Origin of the sequence: Pseudomonas sp. JAI115, from assembly GCF_014200835.1 — a bacterium.
Taxonomy (GTDB): Bacteria; Pseudomonadota; Gammaproteobacteria; order Pseudomonadales; family Pseudomonadaceae; genus Aquipseudomonas; species Aquipseudomonas putida_A.
In genome coordinates this window covers 13,976-36,824 of record NZ_JACHCY010000010.1, presented here as the reverse complement: position 1 = coordinate 36,824, position 22,849 = coordinate 13,976, and the positions used below count along the sequence as shown (strand labels likewise).

Below are 22,849 nucleotides of genomic sequence, written 5' to 3'. Positions count from 1 at the left end.
CGTTAAATTGAAACAATATAACATGCCTGTTGAGAGTGTCTTTCATTCGCGCACTCGGCGCGAATAAAGTTTTACTCTTCTTCTTTCACCGGTGCAGGCGGCGGACGCAGGCCGATTTCAGCGGTGAGCTTCAGTTCTTTGCCGTTGCGCATGACCTGAATGGTCACTTTGTCAGTCGGCTTGATCCGCGCCACCTGGTTCATGGACTTGCGGCCATCACCGGCCGGTTCGCCGTCGATACTCAGAATCACGTCACCCAGTTGCAGGCCGGCCTTCTGTGCCGGGCCATCGCGGAAGATCCCCGCCACGACAATCCCCGGACGCCCGGACAGGCCAAACGACTCGGCCAGTTCCTGGGTCAGCGGCTGCACTTCAATACCGAGCCAGCCACGAATCACCTGACCGTGCTCGATGATCGATTTCATTACTTCCATCGCCAGTTTCACCGGGATTGCAAAACCGATGCCCTGCGAGCCGCCGGACTTGGAGAAGATCGCCGTATTGATACCGGTGAGGTTGCCGTTGGCATCGACCAGCGCGCCGCCGGAGTTGCCCGGGTTGATCGCCGCGTCGGTCTGGATGAAGTCTTCGTAGTTGTTCAGGCCCAACTGGTTACGCCCGGTGGCGCTGATGATGCCCATGGTCACGGTCTGGCCGACGCCGAACGGGTTGCCGATGGCCAGCGCGACGTCGCCGATGCGGATGCTGTCGGAGCGGCCGACGGTGATCGCCGGCAGGTTTTTCAGGTCGATCTTCAGCACCGCGAGGTCGGTTTCCGGATCGCTGCCGATCACCCGGGCGAGGGTTTCGCGACCGTCCTTGAGTGCCACCACGATCTGGTCGGCGCCGGTGGTCACGTGGTTGTTGGTCAGAATGTAGCCTTCCGGGCTCATGATCACCCCGGAACCGAGGCTCGATTCCATGCGTTTCTGCTTCGGCGAGTTGTCACCGAAAAAACGCCGGAACTGCGGGTCTTCAAACAGCGGGTGCGCCGGTTTGTTGATGACCTTGGTGGTGTAAAGGTTGACTACCGAGGGTGCGGCGATGGTCACTGCGTCGGCATAGGACACCGGTCCCTGCTGCACGCTGGTGGTCTGCGGAGCCTGTTGCAGGTTGACGTCGAGGCTCGGCAGCCCGACCCACTGCGGGTAACGCTGAATAATCAACAGAGCGATAAGCACACCGGCCAACAGCGGCCAGCCGAAAAAACGCAGCGCCTTGAGCATTAAGCACGTCCTGGAAAAGTTGCAGGCGGGGTCAGACCGCCCATAATGTCGCGCATTATACGAGGCCGCGCGCGCCTCTGAACGGGATTTTCAGGAGTCTTTCATGGCCGTCGCCCTCAGCACCCTCGTCGAAGAAGCCGACCGTTACCTTGGCAGTGCCAAAATCGCTGATTATTGCCCGAACGGCCTGCAGGTCGAAGGCCGTCCGCAAGTGATGCGCATCGTCAGTGGCGTCACCGCCAGTCAGGCCTTGCTCGATGCTGCGGTGGAAGCCGAAGCGGATCTGGTGCTGGTGCATCACGGTTATTTCTGGAAAGGCGAGAACCCCTGCATCACCGGCATGAAGCAGCGGCGCTTGAAGACTTTGCTCAAGCACGACATCAGTCTGCTCGCCTATCACTTGCCGCTGGATCTGCATCCGGAGGTCGGCAACAACGTGCAACTGGCGCGTCAGCTGGACATTACCGTTGAAGGGCCACTGGATCCGGACAACCTCAAAATTGTCGGACTGGTCGGGTCGTTGAGCGAGCCAATGACCCCAAGGGATTTCGCCCGCAAGGTTAAAGACGTCATGGGCCGCGAGCCGCTGCTGGTCGAGGGCAGTGGGATGATTCGTCGAGTTGGCTGGTGCACCGGTGGCGGGCAGGGCTATATCGATCAGGGCGTGGCGGCGGGTGTTGATCTGTTCCTCAGCGGTGAAGCCTCCGAGCAGACCTTCCACAGCGCTCGGGAAAACGACATCAGCTTCATCGCCGCCGGCCACCACGCCACCGAGCGCTATGGCGTGCAGGCGCTGGGTGACTATCTGGCGAAGCGCTTCGCCCTCGAACACATCTTCATCGATTGCCCGAACCCTATCTGAATCCACCACAAATACCTGTGGGAGCGAGCCTGCTCGCGAAGGCGTCAGACTTTCAATACAAAGGTGTCTGGCATACCGCTTTCGCGAGCAGGCTCGCTCCCACAAGGGAACTGCTCGGCCGAACCGGCAGGCATATTCATATGCCCTTTCGATCTAGTAGGCGTCCTGATTAGAAGAGGTCGCTGTGCTAGGATTCCCCGCTCGAACACGGCCCGCTGGCCGTTCATAAGAAAGCTTTCGTGAGTAGCCATGGTCGACAAACTGACGCATCTGAAACAGCTGGAGGCGGAAAGCCTCCACATCATCCGCGAGGTGGCCGCCGAGTTCGACAACCCGGTGATGCTGTACTCCATCGGTAAAGACTCCGCCGTGATGCTGCATCTGGCACGCAAGGCGTTCTTCCCGGGCAAACTGCCGTTTCCGGTGATGCACGTCGACACTCGCTGGAAATTCCAGGAGATGTACAAGTTCCGCGACAAGATGGTCGAAGAGCTGGGCCTGGACCTGATTACCCACATCAACCCCGATGGCGTGGCGCAGAACATCAACCCGTTCACCCACGGCAGCGCCAAGCACACCGACATCATGAAGACCGAGGGCCTGAAACAGGCGCTCGACAAGCATGGTTTCGACGCCGCGTTCGGCGGCGCCCGTCGCGATGAAGAGAAGTCCCGTGCCAAAGAGCGCGTGTACTCGTTCCGCGACAGCAAGCACCGCTGGGACCCGAAAAACCAGCGCCCTGAGCTGTGGAACGTCTACAACGGCAAGGTCAACAAGGGCGAATCCATTCGGGTGTTCCCGTTGTCGAACTGGACCGAACTGGACATCTGGCAGTACATCTACCTCGAAGGCATCCCGATCGTGCCGCTGTACTTCGCCGCCGAGCGCGAAGTGATCGAGAAGAACGGCACGCTGATCATGATCGACGACGACCGTATCCTCGAACACCTGTCTGACGAGGACAAGGCACGCATCGTCAAAAAGAAAGTGCGTTTCCGTACCCTTGGCTGCTACCCGTTGACGGGCGCGGTGGAGTCCGAGGCTGAAACCCTCACGGACATCATTCAGGAAATGCTCCTGACGCGAACTTCCGAGCGCCAGGGCCGGGTCATCGACCACGATGGCGCAGGCTCGATGGAAGACAAGAAACGTCAGGGTTATTTCTAAGGGGTTGTCATGTCGCACGCATCTGATTTGATCAGCGAGGACATCCTCGCCTACCTGGGCCAGCACGAACGTAAAGAGCTGCTGCGCTTTTTGACCTGCGGTAACGTCGATGACGGCAAGAGCACCCTGATCGGGCGCCTGCTGCACGACTCCAAGATGATCTACGAAGATCACCTGGAAGCGATCACTCGCGATTCGAAGAAAGTCGGCACCACCGGTGACGACATCGACCTGGCGTTGCTGGTCGACGGTCTGCAGGCCGAGCGTGAGCAGGGCATCACCATCGATGTCGCCTACCGCTATTTCTCCACCGCCAAACGCAAATTCATCATCGCCGACACCCCTGGCCATGAGCAGTACACCCGCAACATGGCCACCGGTGCGTCCACCTGTGACCTGGCGATCATCCTGGTCGACGCCCGTTACGGCGTGCAGACCCAGACCCGTCGCCACAGCTTCATTGCCTCGTTGCTGGGCATCAAGCACATCGTCGTCGCCATCAACAAGATGGACCTGAAAGACTTCGATGAAGGCGTGTTCGAGTCGATCAAGGCCGACTACCTGAAGTTCGCCGAAGGCTTGAAGATGAAGCCGACCAGCATGCACTTCGTGCCGATGTCTGCCCTCAAGGGCGACAACGTGGTGAACAAGTCCGAGCGCTCGCCTTGGTACAAAGGTCAGTCGCTGATGGAAATTCTCGAGACCGTGGAAGTGGCGGGCGACCGCAACTTCACCGATTTGCGTTTCCCGGTGCAGTACGTCAACCGTCCGAACCTGAACTTCCGTGGTTTCGCTGGCACCCTCGCCAGCGGCATCGTGCACAAGGGCGACGAAGTGGTGGTTCTGCCGTCGGGCAAGAGCAGCCGCGTCAAATCCATCGTCACCTTCGAAGGTGAGCTGGAGCAGGCCGGCCCGGGTCAAGCGGTGACGCTGACCATGGAAGACGAAATCGACATCTCCCGTGGCGACCTGCTGGTGCATGCCGACAACGTGCCGCCGGTCACCGACAGCTTCGAAGCGATGCTGGTGTGGATGGCTGAAGAGCCGATGCTGCCGGGCAAGAAATACGACATCAAGCGCGCCACCAGTTACGTGCCGGGCTCGATTGCCAGCATCGTCAACAAGGTCGACGTGAACACCCTCGAAGAAGGCCCGGCGAGCGCGTTGCAGCTCAACGAAATCGGCAAGGTGAAGATCGCGCTCGACGCGCCGATCGCCCTCGACGGTTACGACAGCAACCGCACCACCGGCGCGTTCATCGTCATCGACCGTTTGACCAACGGCACCGTCGGCGCCGGCATGATCGTCGCTCAGCCAGTGGCTCATGGGACTGCCTCGCACCACGGCAAACTGGCTCACGTTGCCACTGAGGAACGTTCCCAGCGTTTCGGCCAGCAGCCAGCGACCGTGCTGTTCAGCGGCCTGTCGGGCGCGGGCAAGAGCACGCTGGCCTACGCGGTCGAGCGCAAGCTGTTCGACATGGGCCGTGCGGTGTTTGTGCTCGATGGTCAGAATCTGCGTCACGACCTGAACAAAGGGCTGCCGCAGGATCGTGCCGGTCGTACCGAGAACTGGCGGCGTGCTGCGCATGTGGCGCGTCAGTTCAACGAGGCGGGTCTGTTGACCCTGGCGGCGTTTGTTGCGCCGAGTGCTGAAGGTCGTGAGCAGGCCAAGGATCTGATCGGCAAGGAGCGTCTGCTCACGGTTTATGTGCAGGCTTCGCCGGCGGTGTGTGCCGAGCGTGATCCGCAGGGCTTGTATGCTGCGGGTGGCGATAATATTCCGGGTGAGTCGTTCCCGTATGACGTGCCGCTGAATGCTGATCTGGTGATCGACACGCAGTCTCTGTCGTTGGAAGAGAGCGTCAAGCAGGTGTTGGATCTGCTGCGCAAGCGTGGCGCGATTTAAGCTTTAGCCGGAAATGAAAGGCCCGCGGATGAGTGATCATCGGCGGGCTTTTTTATTGTGGGTCATTTGGTTTTCGGCGGTGGCGGCTTTTGGGCCGGCCATGCTCTTGGGGTTTTGGGGGTATATCCGTTGCTGCGGTAACGGCGGCTTAGGGTTTCGCCCTTACGGCGAGTCACCTTTTCCAAACGCCGAAAAGGTAACCCAAAAGGCTTGCTCCTGCGTGCGGCCCGCTCGCTGGGGCTCGGGGTTCCTTCGCTCCGGGATCGATCCGGGCGCAGCGCCTCCGGTTTGCTTCGCTGCACCTCCTCTCGCTGTGTTTGGCTGCGCCAAACGGTCGCTGCGCTCCCACCCCCGGATCAATCCCTACGCTCAGCCTTCCGACGTCGCCCGTGGATCAAGATCAAAAGCTTTCGGCGAGCTGACACTCGGCCATTTGAGTGGTGAAAAGCGTGCGCCTGGCTTTAGCTTTTCCTGTGGGAGTTGGCTTGCCAGCGATGGCGGCCTGACAGCCGACCAATCTCTACCTGAATACACCGTGTTCAAACTGTGGGAGCGGGCTTGCTCGCGAAGGCGGCCTGACAGCCGACTAATCTCTACCTGAATACACCGTGTTCAAACTGTGGGAGTGAGCCTGCTCGCGATAGCGGTGTGTCATTCAACATTGGGAGTGGCTGTTCCACCGCTATCGCGAGCAGGCTCGCTCCTACAGGGGATTAACGTTTGTCTGCGAATTCGCGGTGCATCTGTTCCAGCAGCGCATCCTTGTCCTGCCATAGCTGGTTGATCCAGCCCTGGAATTGCAGGCGATATTCGCCGTCCTGGTCGTAGTTCTTGCCGATGAAGGCCGGCGGGATTTTCAGTTCTTCAAAGTGCACCACCACGTCGCGCACGTTGCCGCACAGCAGATCCCAGAAACCCGGACGCCCGCCCGGATAGTGGATGGTCACGTTGACGATCGACTCCAGTTGCTCACCCATCGCGTCCAGCACGAAGGCGATGCCACCCGCCTTGGGTTTGAGCAGGTATTTGAACGGCGACTGCTGCTGCGCGTGCTTGCCTTCGGTGAAGCGTGTGCCTTCGACGAAGTTGAAAATCCCCACCGGGTTGTTGCGGAATTTCGCGCAGGTCTTGCGCGTGGTTTCCAGGTCTTTGCCTTTCTTCTCCGGGTGTTTTTCCAGATAGGCCTTGGAGTAGCGCTTCATGAACGGGAAGCCCAGCGCCCACCAGGCCAGACCGATCACCGGAACCCAGATCAGCTCTTGCTTGAGGAAGAATTTCAGCGGCTGGATGCGGCGGTTGAGCACGTATTGCAGCACCAGAATGTCGACCCAGCTCTGGTGGTTGCTGGTGATCAGATACGAGTGTTGGTAGTCCAGACCTTGCAGGCCGCTGATGTGCCAGCGGGTGCGGCGCACCAGGTTCATCCAGCCTTTGTTGTTGCTGATCCAGGCTTCGTGGGTGTGGCTCATCAGCCACAGTGAGGCGCGGCGGGCGAGGTCGAAGGGCAGCACTTTGATCAGCGCGACGCAGAACAGGAACGAGCACAGCAGAATCGTATTGAGTGCCAACAGCAGCGCGGCGATCACGCCGCGAATCGGGGCGGGCAGGAAGTCCAGCATTCACACATCCATAGGTCGGTTGGCGGCTTGAATCGCGGTCAGGGCGATGGTGTAGACGATGTCGTCGACCTGCGCGCCGCGCGGCAGGTCGTTCACCGGTTTGCGCAGGCCTTGCAGCATCGGGCCGAGGCTGACGCAGTCGGCGCTGCGCTGCACGGCTTTGTGGGTGGTGTTGCCGGTGTTCAGGTCGGGGAACACGAACACCGTGGCGCGACCGGCCACCTGGCTGTTCGGCGCCAGTTGCCGGGCAACGTCTGCGTTGGCAGCGGCGTCGTATTGCAGCGGGCCGTCGATCAGCAGCGAGTGCTGTTGCTCGTGGGCGAGCAGGGTGGCTTCGCGGACTTTCTCGACTTCTTCACCGCTGGCCGATTCGCCGCTGGAGTAACTGATCATCGCCACGCGCGGGGTGATGCCGAATGCTGCGGCCGAATCAGCACTTTGCAGGGCGATCTCCGCCAGTTCGGCGGCGCTCGGGTGTGGGGTCATCACGCAGTCGCCATAGACCAGCACTTCTTCGGGGAACAGCATGAAAAACACCGACGACACCAGCGTGCAGCCCGGCGCGGTCTTGATCAGTTGCAAGGCCGGGCGGATGGTGTTGGCGGTAGTGTTGATCACGCCGGAAACCAGGCCGTCGACCTCATCCAGCGCAAGCATCATGGTGCCGATCACCACGGTGTCTTCCAGTTGCTGTTCGGCCATCGGCGCGTTGAGGCTTTTGCTTTTGCGCAGCGCGACCATCGGCTCGATGTAGCGCTCGCGGATCAGATCCGGATCGAGGATCTCCAGCCCCGGCGGCAACTCGATACCTTGCGCACGGGCCACGGCTTCGACGTCTTCGGGTTTGGCCAGCAGCACGCAACGGGCGATGCCGCGCTCTTGGCAGATCGCCGCCGCTTGCACGGTGAGCGGCTCGCTGCCTTCGGGCAGGACGATGCGTTTGTTCGCCGACTGCGCCCGTTGAATCAGTTGGTAGCGGAATACCGCTGGCGACAGACGCATTTCCCGTGGTGTGCCACAGCGCTGATGCAGCCATTTGGCGTCGAGATGGCTGGCGACGAAGTCAGTGATGATCTCCGCGCGCTCGCGGTCATCGATGGGAATTTCCTTGTTCAGGCCATTGAGCAGGTTGGCGGTGTCGTAGGAGCCAGTGCTCACCGACAGCACCGGCAGACCGGCCTGCAACGCGCCACGGCATAGGTCCATGATGCGTGGATCGGGCAGGGTGTCGCTGGTCAGCAACAGCCCGGCCAGCGGTACGCCATTGAGTGCCGCGAGGCTGACCGCGAGGATGATGTCGTCGCGATCACCCGGGGTCACCACCAGTACGCCGGGCTTGAGCAGCTCCACAGTGTTGCGCATGGTCCGTGCGCAGATGATGATTTTGGTCATGCGCCGGGTTTCGTAATCGCCGGCGTTCAGCACCTGCGCGCCCATCAGGTCGGCGACGTCGCGGGTACGCGGTGCATTGAGTTCGGGTTGAAACGGAATGCAGCCGAGCAGGCGGAAATCACCGCTGCGCAGTAATGGCGAATGCTCTTTGAGGCGCGTGGCGAAGGCATCCATGCTCTCGTCGGTCTTGACCTTGTTGAGGATTACGCCGAGGACTTTTGGATCTTTCGGGCCGCCGAACAATTGCGCCTGCAATTCCACGCGACCGGAGAGTTCGGCAAGCACTTCGTTTTCCGGGGCCGAGACCAGAATCACCTCGGCATCCAGGCTTTTCGCCAGGTGCAAATTGACCCGCGCGGCGTAGCTGGCGCTACGGGTCGGCACCATGCCTTCGACCACCAGCACATCTTTGCCGATAGCAGCTTGCTGATAGAGGGCGATGATTTCTTCGAGCAACTCATCGAGCTGACCGTCGCCGAGCATCCGCTCGACATGGGCCAGGCCCAGTGGCTGCGGCGGTTTCAGGCCGTGGGTGCGCGCCACCAGTTCGGTGGAACGCTCCGGGCCAGTGTCGCCCGGATGCGGCTGGGCAATCGGTTTGAAGAAGCCGACTTTCAGTCCGGCCCGCTCCAGGGTACGCACCAGCCCGAGGCTGATGGAGGTCAGACCCACGCCAAAATCGGTGGGCGCGATAAAAAAAGTTTGCATGCGGATTCTCTAAAGGTGCATGGCAATGGTGGCGATCTATACGTGACCGCCTACCGCAATTCAGTCGCCAAGGTTATCGCTAACCGAGCCTTGTGCGCACCAACCGCAGTCAAAGGGTTGGCCTATTTTTTCAATACGTTGCGCCGGGTCCAGGACCCATGGCCGCGATTGCCACGGCGGCTGGTGACGCAGGTGCTGGGTGTGGCCACAGGAAAGCTCGGCCACCCAGTGACCGTCTTCATCCTGATGGAAGCCGGCGATTGTCGAATCCCGTTTGTCCGGGTTGTGTTCGCTTTCGCGCGATTGCTTCGCTAAACTTGGCCTTTCTATATTCTTCTGCAAAAGGTCTCGCCCCATGCTGATCGCCGCCAATAAGGCTGTCTCCATCGACTATACCCTGACCAACGACGCTGGTGAGGTCATCGACAGCTCCGCCGGCGGCGCTCCGCTGGTCTACCTGCAAGGCGCAGGCAACATCATCCCGGGCCTGGAAAAAGCTCTGGAAGGCAAGGCTGTTGGTGACGAGCTGGAAGTGTCCGTTGAGCCGGAAGACGCTTACGGCGAATACGCTGCCGAACTGGTCAGCACCCTGAGCCGCAGCATGTTCGAAGGCGTTGATGAGCTGGAAGTCGGCATGCAGTTCCACGCTTCGGCGCCGGACGGCCAGATGCAGATCGTGACCATCCGTGACCTGGACGGCGACGACGTCACCGTCGACGGCAACCACCCACTGGCCGGTCAGCGCCTGAACTTCAAAGTGAAGGTCGTTGCTATCCGTGACGCCAGCCAGGAAGAAGTCGCTCATGGCCACGTCCATGGCGAAGGTGGCCATCACCACTGATTTTCTGCGCTAAGCTTCGAGTACTGGAGAGGCGCCTGCGGGCGCCTTTTTAGTCCGCGGCTGTCCTTGGTGCTCTCGCCAAGTGGCTGTTTCGAGTAGAACACGGGAATCTGGAGTCCGTCATGAGTGCTTTTCACGACCTTAAGTTGACAGCCCTGGATGGTCAGGAGCTACCGCTGGCGCCATTCAAAGGCCAAGTCGTGCTGGTGGTCAACGTCGCCTCCAAATGCGGCTTGACCCCACAGTACGCGGCGCTGGAAAACCTCTACCAGCAATTCAAGGGCAAGGGCTTCAGTGTGCTGGGCCTGCCGTGCAATCAGTTTGCCGGTCAGGAGCCAGGTACCGAACAGCAAATCCAGGAGTTCTGCAGCCTGAACTATGGCGTGACGTTCCCGTTGTCGAGCAAGCTTGAAGTCAACGGCCATGATCGTCATCAGCTGTACCGCTTGCTGGCGGGCGAGGGTGCGGAGTTTCCGGGGGATATCACCTGGAACTTCGAGAAATTCCTGCTCGGCAAGGATGGCCGGGTATTGGCGCGATTCTCGCCGCGCACGCCGCCGGATGATCCGACCATTGTCCACGCGATTGAAAAAGCGCTGGGCTGAAACACAAAAATCGCAGCCATCGAGCTGCGATTTTTTTTGCCTGACTTTTGACCCTTAATCATTCAAATCAATAGTGCTGTTAAAAGGCGCTGACTGTTCATATTATCGCCGTCATAAAGTCATTCCCTGTGGAGCCTTCCAATGCCGGTGCAAGCCCTGTTCAAACCGTTCCACCTCGGTGCCCTCGAACTGCCGACCCGCGTGGTGATGGCGCCGATGACCCGCTCGTTTTCCCCGGGTGGCGTACCCAATTCCAAAGTGATCGAGTACTACCGTCGCCGCGCTGCGGCCGGTGTTGGTCTGATCATCACCGAAGGCACCACCGTCGGTCACAAGGCTTCCAACGGTTACCCGAATGTGCCGCAGTTCTTCGGCGAAGCGCCATTGGCCGGCTGGAAAAAAGTCGTCGACGCGGTGCATGCCGAGGGTGGGAAGATTGTTCCGCAACTGTGGCATGTCGGCAGCGTGCGCCGCATCGGCACCGAGCCGGACGCCAGCGTCCCGGCTTACGGCCCGACGGAAAAACTCAAGGATGGCCAGGTCGTGGTGCACGGCATGACCAAACAGGACATTCAGGACGTGATCGGTGCTTTCGCCCAAGCGGCGAAGGATGCGCAAAGCATCGGCATGGACGGCGTGGAAATCCACGGCGCCCACGGCTATCTGATCGACCAGTTCTTCTGGGAAGGCAGCAACCAGCGTACCGACGAATACGGCGGCAGCCTGGCCAACCGTTCGCGCTTCGCCATCGAGCTGATTCAAGCGGTGCGTGCGGCAGTCGGTGAAGGCTTCCCGATCATCTTCCGTTTTTCGCAGTGGAAGCAGCAGGATTACACCGCGCGTCTGGTGCAGACCCCGGAGGCGCTGGGCGAATTCCTCAAGCCGTTGGCCGACGCCGGGGTGGACATTTTCCACTGCTCGACGCGGCGTTTCTGGGAGCCTGAATTTGACGGTTCCGAGCTGAACCTGGCCGGCTGGACGCGCAAACTGACCGGCAAACCGACCATCACCGTAGGCAGCGTCGGCCTGGACGGCGAGTTCCTGCAGTTCATGGTTAACACCGACAAGGTCGCGCAACCGGCAAGCCTGGAGAAACTGCTGGAGCGTCTGAACAACGACGAGTTCGATCTGGTGGCAGTGGGCCGTGCGCTGCTGGTGGATCCGGACTGGGCGCTGAAAGTCCGTGAAGGGCGTGAGCAGGATATTCTGCCGTTCAGCCGTGAGGCGTTGATGACGCTGGTTTAAGTAGCACCTTTGATGGCCCCTTCGCGAGCAAGCCCGCTCCCACAGGTTTCTCTGGGTTCACAGAATCTGTGTTCACTGAGGATCCCTTGTGGGAGCGAGCCTGCTCGCGAAGGCAGGTTCAAAATCAGCAAAGATCTAAGGCAATGTCTGCGCATTCGGCAACACCCGCTCCCGCACACACGCGCCACGCAAGTGCTTTTCAAATTGCTCGATGATCGCCGCCCACCCCTGGCGACTGGCATGCTGGCGCGCATTCAGGCGCACGCAACGCAAGGTCTCATCCTCCTCCAGCAACCACGCCGCCGCATCGCAGAACGCATCCTCATCTCCGGGCATCGCCAACACGCCGTTGTAACCGTGGCGAATGTGCTGCGCTGCCGCAGCCTGATCGTACGCCACCACCCCCAGCCCTGACGCCAGTGCTTCCAGCACCACATTGCCGAAGGTTTCGGTCATGCTTGGGAACAGGAAGATATCGCCGGACGCATAGTGCGCCGCCAGTGCTTCGCCGCGCTGTGAACCACAGAAGATCGCCTCGGGCAGCTCCTTTTCCAGCGCAGGCCGTTGCGGCCCGTCGCCGACCACGATCAGCTTCAGCTTGCGCTGTGGATAAGTGCCGCACAGGGTGTCGAAGCAGCGCTTGAGCAGGCCGAGGTTCTTTTCCGGGGCCAGCCGGCCGACGTGAATCACCGCGATGTCCTGCTCGCTCAGGCCCCATTGCTCACGCAAGCCGTTCAGGCGCTTGGCCGGGTGAAACAACTGGCTGTCCACGCCGCGGGAGAGCAGGGCGAGGCGGTCGAAATGCCGACGCTCCAGTTCCAGGCGCTGACTGACACTGGGCACCAGGGTCATCGCCGAGCGGTTGTGAAACCAGCGCAGATAATGCGTGAGCAAGCGCGTCAGCAAACTCAGTCCGTACTGGTGGGTGTATTGCTGGAAATTGGTGTGAAAACCGCTGACCACCGAGATCCCCAGGCGTCGCGCCGCACGCAACGCCGACAAACCGAGCGGGCCTTCGGTGGCGATGTACAAAACGTCCGGGCGATGACACTTCCAGCGCCGCAGCAGCTTGTGCATCGACGACTGTCCCCATTGCAGCCCGGGATAACCCGGCAACGGCCAGCCTCGACACAACAGCAAGGCATCGTCCTCGACGCGCTGCGGATCTCCCGCCTGGCGCGGTCGCACCAGTTCCACCTGATGCCCACGCGCGCGCAAGCCATCGCACAAGCGACCAAGGGTATTGGCCACCCCGTTGATTTCCGGTGGGAAGGTTTCGCTGATCAGGGTGATATGCAGAGCTTTCGTCATGACCTCAGTGTCGATTGAGGCGATGTCGTCATTGTGTCGAGTTGATGATCGATTGATGACAGCTGCTTACCGTGTGCCTAAACCTTTTGCCTGCCCGGTCGTTAGCCTTGACTTGAACTCTTTCCAGGAAATATGGCTGTGTCCGAGAATGCTTATGCACCGCCTGAGGCGGAACTGTTGGTTGCGGATGAACAAACACCAGAGTTTTATATTGTTGCACGGTGGAAGTTCATTCTGCTGGCGATCCTCAGTTTTGGCCTGTATTTCTACTTCTGGATTTACAAAAACTGGAGTCAGTACAAGCGCAGTACTCGACAGGAGCTATGGCCGTGGGCGCGAGCGTTTTTCTATTTGTTTTTCGTGCATCAGCTTTATCGGCAAGCCAAAAAACGAATCCATGACAGAGGTGGAAAGTCCGATTGGGATCTTGAGCAATGGGCAACAGTCTTTGTTGTACTGACCGTAGTCGCGCACATATTCGAAAAGCTTCCCAAGCAGATTCCAGAGCTGAGTTTTCTTGGCCTTGTCGCCTTGATCATGCTGCCGATAAGAGTTTATGTCGCAAGCCAAGGGCAACAACTGATCAATTTGGCCGCCAGCGATCCTCAAGGCCTGAGTAACAATCGCCTCAACGCCTGGAACTTGCTGATTATCTTGCCAGGCGCTGCGGCGTGGGTATTGGTAGGGCTGCTTCTAGGCGGCGTTTACCCCTGAGTTGCCAGAAGGATTGATGCCTGGAGGCTCAGACTTTTTCCTGAGCCAGCATCTCGGCACCGCGCTCACGCACCCAGAACAACGTCGCTCCCGCTACCGCCGCCGGCATCATCAGAATGTTGACCACCGGAATCAGCAGCGCCAGATAGACGATCCCGCCGAAACTCATGCTCTGCCAGCGTTTCTGGCGCAGCCAGGCGAGCATCTCGTTCCAGCCCAATTTGTGGTTGTCTGCCGGGTAGTCAATGTACTGGATCGCCATCATCCACACGCCGAACAGCAGCCACAGCGGGGCGGCGACGATGTTCACTACCGGGATGAACGAGAGAATGAACAGGCCGATCGCCCGCGGCAGGAAGTAGCCGAGTTTGCGCATTTCCCGGGCGAGGGTGCGCGGGATCATCGCAATCAGTTCGCCCCAGCTGAAGGCCGGGAAATCATCGGTGCCGCGTACCACCACTTCGACTTTTTCCGCGAGGAAACCGTTGAACGGCGCAGCGATCACGTTGGCGAGCATGGTGAAGGTGAAGAACACCATCAACGCCACCAGCACCACGAACAGCGGCCAGAGGATGTAGCTGAGGAAACTCAGCCAGTCGGGCAGCGACGGCATCAGGCTGTCGACCCACAGGCTGAACTGATGGCCGGCCAGATAGATCAATCCGACGAACAGCACCAGGTTGATCGCCAGTGGCAGCAACACGAACAGGCGCAGGCCCGGGCTGAGAACCAGTTTGAGGCCTTCGCGCAGGTATTGCGGGCCGGACAGAACAGGGGCGGGCATAAGGTGCTCCGAGCAAGGGAAAACGCGCCGACCTTACCGACTTTGCAACAGGTGCGAAAGCGCGGCAGAGCGATCGACATTCACTGTAACAAAGACGTCGATCCGGTCGGAGTCTGCGTATAGAGACCACCTATGAGCTGGATTGTTAATCCGTATTTCCTTAATCTTGCCCCCCTCGATACGCTGCACCCAACTTTTTACAGGACTGTCGAGCTCATGCCTTCCCCAAGGTTATCCACAGTCCTTTTTTATTCCCGCCGGCAGTCCGGCGTTCCGCGCCAGTGTTTCGGCCCGGTCAACAGGAGCAGGTCATGTCTGAAGTCCGTCATTCGCGAGTGATTATTCTCGGTTCCGGCCCTGCCGGTTACAGCGCTGCGGTCTACGCCGCCCGTGCCAACCTCAAGCCACTGCTGATTACCGGCATGCAGGCCGGCGGTCAATTGACCACCACCACCGAAGTCGACAACTGGCCGGGCGACGTGCACGGCCTGACCGGTCCGGCCCTGATGGAGCGGATGCGCGAGCACGCCGAGCGTTTTGAAACCGAGATCGTTTTCGATCACATCAACGCCGTGGACTTCGCTGCCAAGCCGTACACCCTGACCGGCGACAGCGCGACTTACACCTGCGACGCCCTGATCATCGCTACCGGTGCCAGCGCTCGCTACCTGGGCCTGCCGTCGGAAGAAGCGTTCATGGGCAAAGGCGTTTCGGCCTGCGCGACCTGCGACGGTTTCTTCTACCGCAACAAGCCAGTGGCTGTGGTCGGCGGCGGCAACACCGCTGTTGAAGAGGCGCTGTACCTGGCTAACATCGCCAGCACCGTGACCCTGATCCACCGTCGCGAAACCTTCCGCGCCGAGAAGATCCTGATCGACAAGCTCAACGCCCGCGTGGCCGAAGGCAAGATCATCCTCAAGTTGAACGCCAACCTCGACGAAGTGCTGGGCGACAACATGGGCGTGACCGGTGCGCGCCTCAAGAACAACGACGGCAGCTTCGACGAGATCAAAGTCGACGGCGTGTTCATCGCCATTGGCCATACCCCGAACACTTCGCTGTTCGAAGGCCAGTTGACCCTGAAAGACGGTTATCTGGTAGTGCAGGGCGGCCGTGACGGCAACGCCACTGCCACCAGCGTTGAAGGCATCTTTGCTGCCGGTGACGTGGCTGACCACGTTTACCGTCAGGCCATCACCTCGGCCGGCGCCGGCTGCATGGCAGCACTGGACACCGAGCGTTACCTGGACGGTCTGCAGAACGCTTCGTTCTAAATCGCAGGCACAAAAAAACCGGCTTCGGCCGGTTTTTTTATGCCCGTATTTCCGCTACATCGCATAACCCTGTGGGAGCGGGCTTGCTCGCGAAAGCGGTGTGTCAGACAAAGAAAAGTCGCCTGGCACGGCGCCTTCGCGAGCAAGCCCGCTCCCACAGGGGACGGCGTTGGCTATGGAAATCAGCGACGGGTCAGCGGCTGTGCTTCGAACTTCACACCCGCCAGACCGTGCTGGATCAGCGCGCGAATATTGCCGTGGTCGCTGCCTTCAGGCGTCGCCACCACCGAGCGGTAATGCTCGCCGAATGCCAGCAGCGCTTCTTCATCGCTCAAGCCTTCCAGTAGCGCCAGACCCAGGGTCTTGCACGAACCTTCGTTCTGCCCGGCGGCGTTTTCCACGCCACCGTTGTTGAACGCCTGAGGCTGGTAGTCGTAACCGGCGGCGATGAAAGCCAGGGTGTCGGCGAAAGCGTGTTCGCCGCTTTTGAGGCTGGCGCGCAGGGTGTTCAGATCACTCATTGGGTTTTCCTTTGGCGAACGCCGCCTGTTGTTCGGCGCTGGCTTCTTGCTGGTATTGGGCTTTCCACTCGGCGTAAGGCATGCCGTAAACCACTTCACGGGCGTCGTCGAGGCTGATCTCGATCTGACGGTCATCGGCGGCAGCCTTGTACCATTTGGACAGGCAGTTGCGGCAGAATCCGGCGAGGTTCATCAGGTCGATGTTCTGCACGTCCTTGCGGCTGTCCAGATGGGCGACCAACCGGCGGAAGGCGGCGGCTTCGAGTTCGAGGCGTTGTTGCTCGGTCATGGGAGTCTCTGCGAGACAGCTTCAAGCGACGAGCTTCAAGCTGCAAGATGGGTGGCGTTGATACGAAGTTTACAGCTTGCCGCTTGAAGCTTGAAGCTAGCGGCTCGCTGCAAGCGTTATTGACACCGACTCGGCAAAACGCAGCGCATGCGGCTTGTCGACTTCGACTTCGGCGTACAGCACTGCAGCATGAGTCATCACCAGATCCAGCAGTTCTTGGGTCAGGCGTTCGAGCAGCGCAAACCGATTGCCCTCGACGTGGGCGATGATCGCCTTGGTGATGGTGCGGTAATTCAGCGCGTGATCGATGTCGTTGTCGCGCACCGCTTCCTGCGCCGCGTACAGGATCGTGAGATTGATCAGCACATCCTGCTTGTTGAGGATCTCGTCCTCGTTGATCCCGATAAAGGTGCGCAAGCGCAGATCCTTGACCCGGATGCGCGCCATTCCCGGTTGAAGTTGTGACATTTACTTGCTCCGTCCAATCAATTGCAGGAACTCCTGGCGGGTGTTGCTCGAGTCGCGAAAGGCGCCGAGCATGACCGAGGTGTTCATGGTCGAATTCTGTTTCTCGACACCGCGCATCATCATGCACATGTGCCGGGCCTCGATGACCACCGCGACGCCGGCGGCATCGGTGACCTGTTGCACCGCATCGGCAATCTGCCGGGTGAGGTTTTCCTGAATCTGCAGGCGCCGGGCGAACATGTCCACCAGCCGCGCGATCTTCGACAGCTCCAGCACCTTGCCTGTCGGAATATAAGCCACATGGGCCTTGCCGATGAAGGGCAGCAGGTGATGTTCGCACAACGAGTAGAGCTCGATGTCGGCGACGATGATCATCTCGTCGCTGTCGGAGGCAAACAGCGCGCCGTTGACGATCTGATCCACACTCTGTTCATAGCCGTGACACAGGTATTGCATGGCCTTGGCCGCGCGCACCGGGGTATCGAGCAGACCTTCGCGGTCGGGGTCTTCGCCGAGGCCGATGAGGATCTCGCGGTAATTCTCGGGCAGGGAACGGGTCATGGGAGATCCTCGCGCAGCAGCTTATTTGACGTGCCGTCCGCCGTTGACGGTCAGGGTCGTGCCGGTGACATAGGGGTTGTCGAGCAGATAGCGCAGGCTCTGGTAGATCACTTCGCTGCCGGGTTCGATGCCCAGCGCGGATTTGGCCAGCGCCCTGGCGCGGTACGCCGCGTCGTCGTCGGGATTGAACAATAGCAGGGCCGGCGCGATGCCGTTGACTTTGATTGCCGGCGCGTAGCGCGCGGCGAAGGACAGGGTCAGGCTGTCGAGCCCGGCTTTGCTGGCGCAATAACCGATGTGTTTGCTGCTGCCCTTGCGCGTGACGTCGTCGCTGATGTGGATGATGTCGGCCGGGGTCGAGCCTTTGAGCAGGTCGGCGCAGTGCAGGTTGATCAGATACGGCGCGAGCATGTGCACGTTGAGCATGCGCGAGAAGGCCTCGGCTTCACTGCCCGGGGTTTCCGCCAGCCATTCGGAGGCGTTGTGGACGATGGCGCGCAGGCAGTCGGTGTGGGTTTTCAGTTCATCGATGAAGGCGAGGATGGTGGCTTCGCTGGAGAAGTCCGCGAACACCGCGACAGCGCCCAGATCACGCAGGGCTTGTACGCCCGGACGTTCGCTGCGGTAGGTGAAGATGACCCGATGGCCGTCTTCAAGCAAACGCTGTGCGCAGTGCAGACCGACACGCTGGCCGGCACCGGTGATGAGGATCGGGGCGGAGGATTTGGACATGAACGGCTCGCGTCGCGGTTGGAGCAAAAACTATAACAGCGACATGAGCCATGCACCTATTGTCGGCCTTACCAATACCTGTGGGAGCGAGCCTGCTCGCGAATGCGGTGTCTCAGTCGACATCAATGTTGAATGTCAGTCCATATTCGCGAGCGGGCTCGCTCCCACACAGAGATCATCGATTCTGCGTAGAGGGTGTTGCAGGCAAAGGTCGCGCAGGCACAGCGTTCAACCAGTTGGCCAGCAACCGCGTCGACAACGGAATAAAGAAATACACCATCAAGGGCGTCAGGCACGCCGTGCTGATCAATACCCGCGGCAGCAGGCTCATCCCGCCGAGCAGCGGTCCGAGGACAAAGTTGAACAGCAGCGACACCGGGAAGAACGCCAGCCAGATCGCCACGGCCTGTTTCCAGCGTGGTGGCCGTTGACCGGCAGCGCCGAACCAGCCCTCGATGCCGCTGACCCGATGCTCCTTGGGATGCTCGAACAGATCGCTGCCCCGCGCCAGCCACGCCGTACGCGAGACCGAGTGCTCCCAGGCGTGCAGGGTCTGCTCGTCGACGAAGCGGAAAATGATCTGGAATTCGTTGTCACCGGGTGGCGGAGCGAGCACGCCGGAACCCAGGTAACCGGGAAAGTCAGTGGCCAGTTGTTCGCCTTCGCGCAGCCAGGCAATCAGGTCCTGATAGCGGCCGTCGGCGACGCGACGCGCAACCATCAGCGTGACGGGGGAAGTAGACATTGTGTATCTCCATATTTCGAGTGCGGCGCTCCGGGTAGGAGGTTTCGCATTGCGCAAACCGGGGTAGGGGTCTGCGCTTTTCAACAAGCAAGGATTATTCCCGATTTTGATGACAGTTTCAGAGACTTTCGTCTCTGTTTATTGGGTTGAACCGACAGAGGGCATCGGATGTAGAATGGGATCCAAATTTACCGAGCGGACACACCAGCACCATGGCTGTTATCACGGACGCTAACCCTGCCTCGCAGGCCTCTGTCGCACTTGAGCGCGAAGAGTTGTTCCCTATTCGGGAGGTGTCGCGGCTGACCGGCGTCAACCCGGTAACGCTGCGTGCATGGGAGCGCCGCTACGGTTTGATCCAGCCGACGCGCACCGAAAGCGGGCACCGGTTGTATTCGATGACCGAAATCGAGCGCGTGCGCAGCATTGTCGACTGGATTGATCGCGGCGTTGCCGTGAGCAAGGTCGGCAAGATCCTGGCGAGGACCGAGCCGCTGAAAGCCTTGGCCCATATCATCCCCGATGATCTGGTCCAGGCCGATTACGCGCAATGGCAGCAGCAGGTGCAATTGGCCGTCAGTTCGTTCGACGACCGCGCGCTGGATCAGGTTTACAACCAGATCTTCTCGTCCTACTCGCTGCCGGTGGTGTTTCAGAACATTCTCATGCCTTTGTGGCTGCAGATGTTGCAGCGCCAGGATGCTTTCGGGCAGACCAGCGAGTGGCTGTTTTTCGACGGGTTCCTGCGGGCGCGGGTGTTGCAGCGGATCGTCGCGCTGCGCGGCACCCAGCCGCGCAAAGTGATTGTCAGCGCGCTGGCCGGCCAATGCCGCGAGCTTGAGTTACTGGTTGCCGCGTTGTTTCTCAGCGGCAATGATGCGGGCGTGCGGGTGCTGACCACCGGCCAGCCATTCGATGAGTTGGCGCTGGTGTGCGAGCGGATCAAGCCGCAGGCGCTGGTGCTGTTTTCCAACCATGCCCCCACCGCGGATTTGCCGCGCCGTCTGAATCGACTGGCCTTGAGTCTCGACTGTCAGGTAATGCTCGCCGGCGACGCTGCCGATCTGGCACAGGACAGTCTGGCCGGATCGTCGATCGGTTGTCTGGGCAATGAAGGAGCGACGATGCGTCAGCGCATGACGCAATTTCTCGCAGGTACGCTGGATACCTGAATATCAGGTGTGCAGGGCGGGGTGGGTCAGACGGTGTTGTTGCAGGATGAACTGGCGCAGCCGTTCGGTTTCATCGGCGTCGGTCTGGCTCAGCTCGTAGGCGTAGAAGCCGTGCTCGGTTTCGCGCTCGAAGTTGCCGCGCAGGGAAATCCGCTCGTAACCTGAAGGGCTGAACCACAGCGCGAAATGCTTGGGCGGTTTGGTCTTGTTGCGCATTTCCAGCAGCACGCCTTTGTGCGACACCTCGTGCACCCACATCATGCCCGGTTGCCCTTTGGCATTTTCCAGCGCGACCGGCTCTTCGAGAGTCAGGCGCCATGGGCGAATCATCGGCCCGTCTTCGTAAATGCTCGGCACGCCCAGGCGCAGGTGCAACGCGTGGAATTCGTCTTCCACCAGGTGCAGCGGAAAGGTCATTTGCTGATTTTCGAAATTGGCCTGAATGGTCACTTGCTCGTGAGCCGCCAGGCGCGTGAGCAGGTCACGGATCTGCGAACCTCCATTGACCAACAGGCTCGACGTCGCATCCCGCACATTGAGCTGCGGGTTGTGCTGCATGGTCTGGATGAAATCCAGCTCATCCTGGGTCAGGAGTGCGTCGCGTTGCATGGCCTGGCTCGAAAGAAATAGTTACAAAGTCATTGGTGATTGTAGTTACTGACACTTAGTTCGCAGTTTTGTTTGCGCCGTTCGTCGCTTTCAGGGCGGCGAGTTCGGCTTGCAAGGCGGCAACTTGTGCTTCCAGTTGTGCAACGCGTTGCTGCGCCTTGACCTGAACCGTGACATCTTTCTGCACACCGACGAAATAAGTCTGGCCGTCATCAGCGTTTTTCACCGTCGAAAGCGACAGTTCGTTCCAGAACGGGGTGCCATCCTTGCGATAGTTGCGCAGGATTTCCCGGCACGCCCCGCCGTTGTGCAAGGTGTCGCGAATCAGCGACAGACCGGCTTGATCGCGGTCTCCTGACTGCAGAAAGCGGCAGTCCTGATAAAGTATCTCTTCACTGCTGTAACCGGTCAGGCGTTCGAAGGCCGGGTTCACGTAAATCAGGATGTTGTCCTGCTCGCCTTCCTTTTCGGCCACCACGATTCCATCGTTCGACGCGTTGATCACCATTTGCAGCAGACTGGCGTTGATCATCAATGAATCCTTTCAGTGTCGATAATGGCTGGCATTCTAGAAGTTCCAACGCCGCTGTCTACTGGCTATCACGGCGAATCGGGGCTGGATCGCGGCTTTTGCGTCAGACTGCTACTATCGCCGCTCTTTTTTTCAGCTTCAGGATCAGATTGATGAAAGTCGCCATCCTCTCCGGCTCGGTATACGGCACGGCCGAAGAAGTCGCCCGTCACGCGCAGAACCTGCTGAAAGACGCCGGTTTTGAAACCTTCTACAACCCGCGCGCCAGCCTGGCGAATATCCAGGCGTTCGCACCTGAAGCGTTTCTCGCGGTGACGTCTACCACCGGCATGGGCGAATTGCCGGATAACCTGCAGCCGTTGTATTCGGCGATTCGCGACCAGTTGCCAGCCGCGTGGCGCGGTTTGCCGGGCGCGGTGATCGGTTTGGGCGATGCCAGTTACGGCGATACGTTCTGTGGCGGCGGCGAACTGATGCGTGAGTTGTTCGCCGAACTGGGCGTGCGCGAAGTGCAGGAGATGCTGCATCTGGACGCCAGCGAAAGCGTGACCCCGGAAACCGACGCCGAGCCATGGCTGGCGCAATTGATCGCCACGCTCAAGGGCTGATCGCGCGCTCACGCAGCAGAGCCAGCCAGGCCTGCGCGGCTTTCGACAGATAGGCGCCCCGGCGCCAGATGAAGGCGATGTCCCAGCGCAAATAATCTGGCGCGCGCAAGGTCAGGCGCACCACGCCCGGACGCTCCAGTGCCCGGGCCACCACGCTGGGCAGCAGCACCACGCCTTGCCCGGCGGCCACCAGTGCCACGAGAAAATCCGCCTGCCCGCTGCGCCCGCCTTCTTTCGGGGTAAAGCCCAGTTGCTGGCAGGCCTGCAGTAAACGGTCATTGAGCACGAAGCTGCGCTGATACAACAGGAACGGCGTGTCGGCCAATTCCTCAAGGCCAATCTCGCCGCGCCCCGCCAACGGATGATCCACCGGCAATAACGCATCGAGTTTCTCATCGCAGAACGGCTGGAAATCGAACTGCGGATCTTTCGGCAGCAGGCTCCCGCCTAACTCCAGTTCGCCGCTGAGCACCGCTTGCTCGACATTGCGGCTGCCGCCTTCAAGCAATTGAATGCTGATGTTCGGATAGCGCCGGCGATACTCGGCGAACAACCCGGCGAACAGTGCATCACTGCCCAGCAGCGGCAGACCGAGGCGCAATTCGCCGCGTGCCAGTTGGCTCAGATCATCCAGTTCGCTGAGCAATTCATTGCGCAGGCGCAACATGCCCTCGGCGCGCTGCAGCACCACGCTGCCCGCGGCGGTCAAGCGCAATTGCGAGCCGAGTCGTTCGAGCAGCGGCGTGCCGAGGCTCTGCTCCAGTTGCGCGACTTGCTTGCTCACCGCCGACTGGCTGATGTGCAGGGTTTTCGCTGCCTGGGTGAAGCCGCCCTGGTGCATGACTTCGACAAAACTGCGCAGCTGTTTGAATTCCATCATCCGATTCCATTGTGGAATAGGACTGAGTCTAACAATTCGCTTCTGGGATGACAGGCCGCTTCGTAAAATAAGCCCC

At 60.1% G+C, this 22,849-nt stretch carries 25 protein-coding genes; 10 read left to right on the top strand and 15 right to left on the bottom strand.

The genetic code is table 11. The annotated features are described in order from the left end of the window. Positions 1-71: 71 nt before the first annotated feature. Complete coding sequence (algW, locus tag HDC30_RS20515; RefSeq protein WP_096795365.1) at positions 72-1,226, bottom strand: Do family serine endopeptidase AlgW; 1,155 nt, start codon at positions 1,224-1,226, stop codon at positions 72-74. Positions 1,227-1,329: 103 nt separating this feature from the next. Between algW and HDC30_RS20510 the strand changes: the two genes are divergently transcribed. From HDC30_RS20510 to cysN, 3 genes are all read left to right on the top strand, one after another. After that, complete coding sequence (locus HDC30_RS20510) at positions 1,330-2,088, top strand: Nif3-like dinuclear metal center hexameric protein (protein WP_027610860.1); 759 nt, start codon at positions 1,330-1,332, stop codon at positions 2,086-2,088. Positions 2,089-2,337: 249 nt separating this feature from the next. Next, positions 2,338-3,255 carry a sulfate adenylyltransferase subunit CysD gene (gene cysD, locus HDC30_RS20505; protein WP_183784631.1) on the top strand — a complete coding sequence of 306 codons (918 nt, stop codon included), beginning with the start codon at positions 2,338-2,340 and terminating at the stop codon, positions 3,253-3,255. Between the two features lie 9 nt (positions 3,256-3,264). Further along, a complete protein-coding gene (cysN, locus tag HDC30_RS20500; RefSeq protein WP_027610861.1) occupies positions 3,265-5,163 on the top strand; it encodes a sulfate adenylyltransferase subunit CysN in 1,899 nt (632 codons plus the stop codon). Positions 5,164-5,876: 713 nt separating this feature from the next. On the opposite strand, the gene HDC30_RS20495 is transcribed toward cysN, so the two are convergent. The 3 genes from HDC30_RS20495 to HDC30_RS20485 are packed head-to-tail and all read right to left on the bottom strand — an operon-like array spanning position 5,877 to position 9,269. Beyond that, positions 5,877-6,782 carry an acyltransferase gene (locus HDC30_RS20495; RefSeq protein WP_027610862.1) on the bottom strand — a complete coding sequence of 302 codons (906 nt, stop codon included), beginning with the start codon at positions 6,780-6,782 and terminating at the stop codon, positions 5,877-5,879. Next, positions 6,783-8,882, bottom strand: a complete 2,100-nt coding sequence (gene pta / locus HDC30_RS20490) for a phosphate acetyltransferase (protein WP_183784629.1) — start codon at positions 8,880-8,882, stop codon at positions 6,783-6,785. A 60-nt stretch (positions 8,883-8,942) separates the two neighbouring features. Continuing rightward, entirely contained in the window at positions 8,943-9,269 is a 327-nt protein-coding gene (locus HDC30_RS20485) for a DUF3565 domain-containing protein (RefSeq protein WP_096795392.1), read from the bottom strand. On the opposite strand from HDC30_RS20485, the gene HDC30_RS20480 reads away from it, so the two are divergent. The 3 genes from HDC30_RS20480 to HDC30_RS20470 all read left to right on the top strand — a co-directional run bounded on the left by HDC30_RS20480 (position 9,238) and on the right by HDC30_RS20470 (position 11,573). Next, positions 9,238-9,723, top strand: coding sequence for a peptidylprolyl isomerase (locus HDC30_RS20480; protein WP_007968032.1), 486 nt, complete (start codon positions 9,238-9,240; stop codon positions 9,721-9,723). The two genes, HDC30_RS20485 and HDC30_RS20480, sit on opposite strands and share 32 nt — an antisense overlap. Before the next feature lie 122 nt (positions 9,724-9,845). Further along, positions 9,846-10,328 (top strand): glutathione peroxidase, encoded by a 483-nt coding sequence (locus HDC30_RS20475; RefSeq protein WP_027610864.1) that lies wholly within the window; start codon positions 9,846-9,848, stop codon positions 10,326-10,328. Between the two features lie 141 nt (positions 10,329-10,469). Continuing rightward, positions 10,470-11,573 (top strand): NADH:flavin oxidoreductase, encoded by a 1,104-nt coding sequence (locus tag HDC30_RS20470; protein WP_003221722.1) that lies wholly within the window; start codon positions 10,470-10,472, stop codon positions 11,571-11,573. Between the two features lie 135 nt (positions 11,574-11,708). Here the strand turns inward: HDC30_RS20470 and HDC30_RS20465 are convergent, their stop codons facing one another. Then, complete coding sequence (locus HDC30_RS20465) at positions 11,709-12,908, bottom strand: glycosyltransferase family 1 protein (RefSeq protein WP_183784748.1); 1,200 nt, start codon at positions 12,906-12,908, stop codon at positions 11,709-11,711. Positions 12,909-13,022: 114 nt separating this feature from the next. Here HDC30_RS20465 and HDC30_RS20460 point away from each other — a divergent pair, with 114 nt between their 5' ends. Next, positions 13,023-13,598 (top strand): hypothetical protein, encoded by a 576-nt coding sequence (locus HDC30_RS20460; RefSeq protein WP_150370285.1) that lies wholly within the window; start codon positions 13,023-13,025, stop codon positions 13,596-13,598. A 28-nt stretch (positions 13,599-13,626) separates the two neighbouring features. Here HDC30_RS20460 and cysZ read toward each other — a convergent pair whose 3' ends face one another. Further along, positions 13,627-14,382: a sulfate transporter CysZ gene (gene cysZ, locus HDC30_RS20455; protein ID WP_027610866.1), complete on the bottom strand. Its 756-nt coding sequence runs from the start codon at positions 14,380-14,382 to the stop codon at positions 13,627-13,629. A gap of 311 nt (positions 14,383-14,693) precedes the next feature. On the opposite strand from cysZ, the gene trxB reads away from it, so the two are divergent. Further along, positions 14,694-15,656, top strand: a complete 963-nt coding sequence (gene trxB, locus HDC30_RS20450) for a thioredoxin-disulfide reductase (protein ID WP_003221727.1) — start codon at positions 14,694-14,696, stop codon at positions 15,654-15,656. A 182-nt stretch (positions 15,657-15,838) separates the two neighbouring features. On the opposite strand, the gene HDC30_RS20445 is transcribed toward trxB, so the two are convergent. The 6 genes from HDC30_RS20445 to HDC30_RS20420 all read right to left on the bottom strand — a co-directional run bounded on the left by HDC30_RS20445 (position 15,839) and on the right by HDC30_RS20420 (position 18,972). Next, entirely contained in the window at positions 15,839-16,177 is a 339-nt protein-coding gene (locus tag HDC30_RS20445) for a HopJ type III effector protein (protein WP_183784627.1), read from the bottom strand. Then, a complete protein-coding gene (locus HDC30_RS20440) occupies positions 16,170-16,466 on the bottom strand; it encodes a DUF1244 domain-containing protein (protein WP_150370287.1) in 297 nt (98 codons plus the stop codon). The genes HDC30_RS20445 and HDC30_RS20440 overlap by 8 nt, the downstream gene beginning before the upstream one ends. 96 nt (positions 16,467-16,562) lie before the next feature. Then, on the bottom strand, positions 16,563-16,934 hold the full coding sequence (gene folX / locus HDC30_RS20435; RefSeq protein ID WP_007968040.1) for a dihydroneopterin triphosphate 2'-epimerase: 372 nt from the start codon (positions 16,932-16,934) through the stop codon (positions 16,563-16,565). Then, on the bottom strand, positions 16,935-17,495 hold the full coding sequence (gene folE / locus HDC30_RS20430; protein ID WP_183784625.1) for a GTP cyclohydrolase I FolE: 561 nt from the start codon (positions 17,493-17,495) through the stop codon (positions 16,935-16,937). It abuts the gene before it with no gap. 21 nt (positions 17,496-17,516) lie between these two features. Then, the gene (gene folM, locus HDC30_RS20425) at positions 17,517-18,227 is read right to left on the bottom strand and encodes a dihydromonapterin reductase (RefSeq protein WP_027610869.1); all 711 of its coding nucleotides are present in this window, start codon (positions 18,225-18,227) and stop codon (positions 17,517-17,519) included. A 175-nt stretch (positions 18,228-18,402) separates the two neighbouring features. After that, positions 18,403-18,972 (bottom strand): antibiotic biosynthesis monooxygenase, encoded by a 570-nt coding sequence (locus HDC30_RS20420; RefSeq protein WP_183784623.1) that lies wholly within the window; start codon positions 18,970-18,972, stop codon positions 18,403-18,405. A 212-nt stretch (positions 18,973-19,184) separates the two neighbouring features. On the opposite strand from HDC30_RS20420, the gene HDC30_RS20415 reads away from it, so the two are divergent. Then, complete coding sequence (locus HDC30_RS20415) at positions 19,185-20,144, top strand: MerR family transcriptional regulator (RefSeq protein ID WP_096795375.1); 960 nt, start codon at positions 19,185-19,187, stop codon at positions 20,142-20,144. 3 nt (positions 20,145-20,147) lie between these two features. On the opposite strand, the gene HDC30_RS20410 is transcribed toward HDC30_RS20415, so the two are convergent. Both HDC30_RS20410 and HDC30_RS20405 read right to left on the bottom strand, forming a co-directional pair. Continuing rightward, a complete protein-coding gene (locus tag HDC30_RS20410; protein WP_027610872.1) occupies positions 20,148-20,753 on the bottom strand; it encodes a hypothetical protein in 606 nt (201 codons plus the stop codon). A 55-nt stretch (positions 20,754-20,808) separates the two neighbouring features. After that, entirely contained in the window at positions 20,809-21,285 is a 477-nt protein-coding gene (locus tag HDC30_RS20405) for a PAS domain-containing protein (protein WP_027610873.1), read from the bottom strand. A gap of 152 nt (positions 21,286-21,437) precedes the next feature. On the opposite strand from HDC30_RS20405, the gene HDC30_RS20400 reads away from it, so the two are divergent. Continuing rightward, the gene (locus HDC30_RS20400) at positions 21,438-21,893 is read left to right on the top strand and encodes a flavodoxin (protein ID WP_150370289.1); all 456 of its coding nucleotides are present in this window, start codon (positions 21,438-21,440) and stop codon (positions 21,891-21,893) included. Here the strand turns inward: HDC30_RS20400 and HDC30_RS20395 are convergent. Next, positions 21,883-22,770, bottom strand: coding sequence for a LysR family transcriptional regulator (locus tag HDC30_RS20395; protein WP_098967241.1), 888 nt, complete (start codon positions 22,768-22,770; stop codon positions 21,883-21,885). The two genes, HDC30_RS20400 and HDC30_RS20395, sit on opposite strands and share 11 nt — an antisense overlap. Positions 22,771-22,849: the final 79 nt, after the last annotated feature.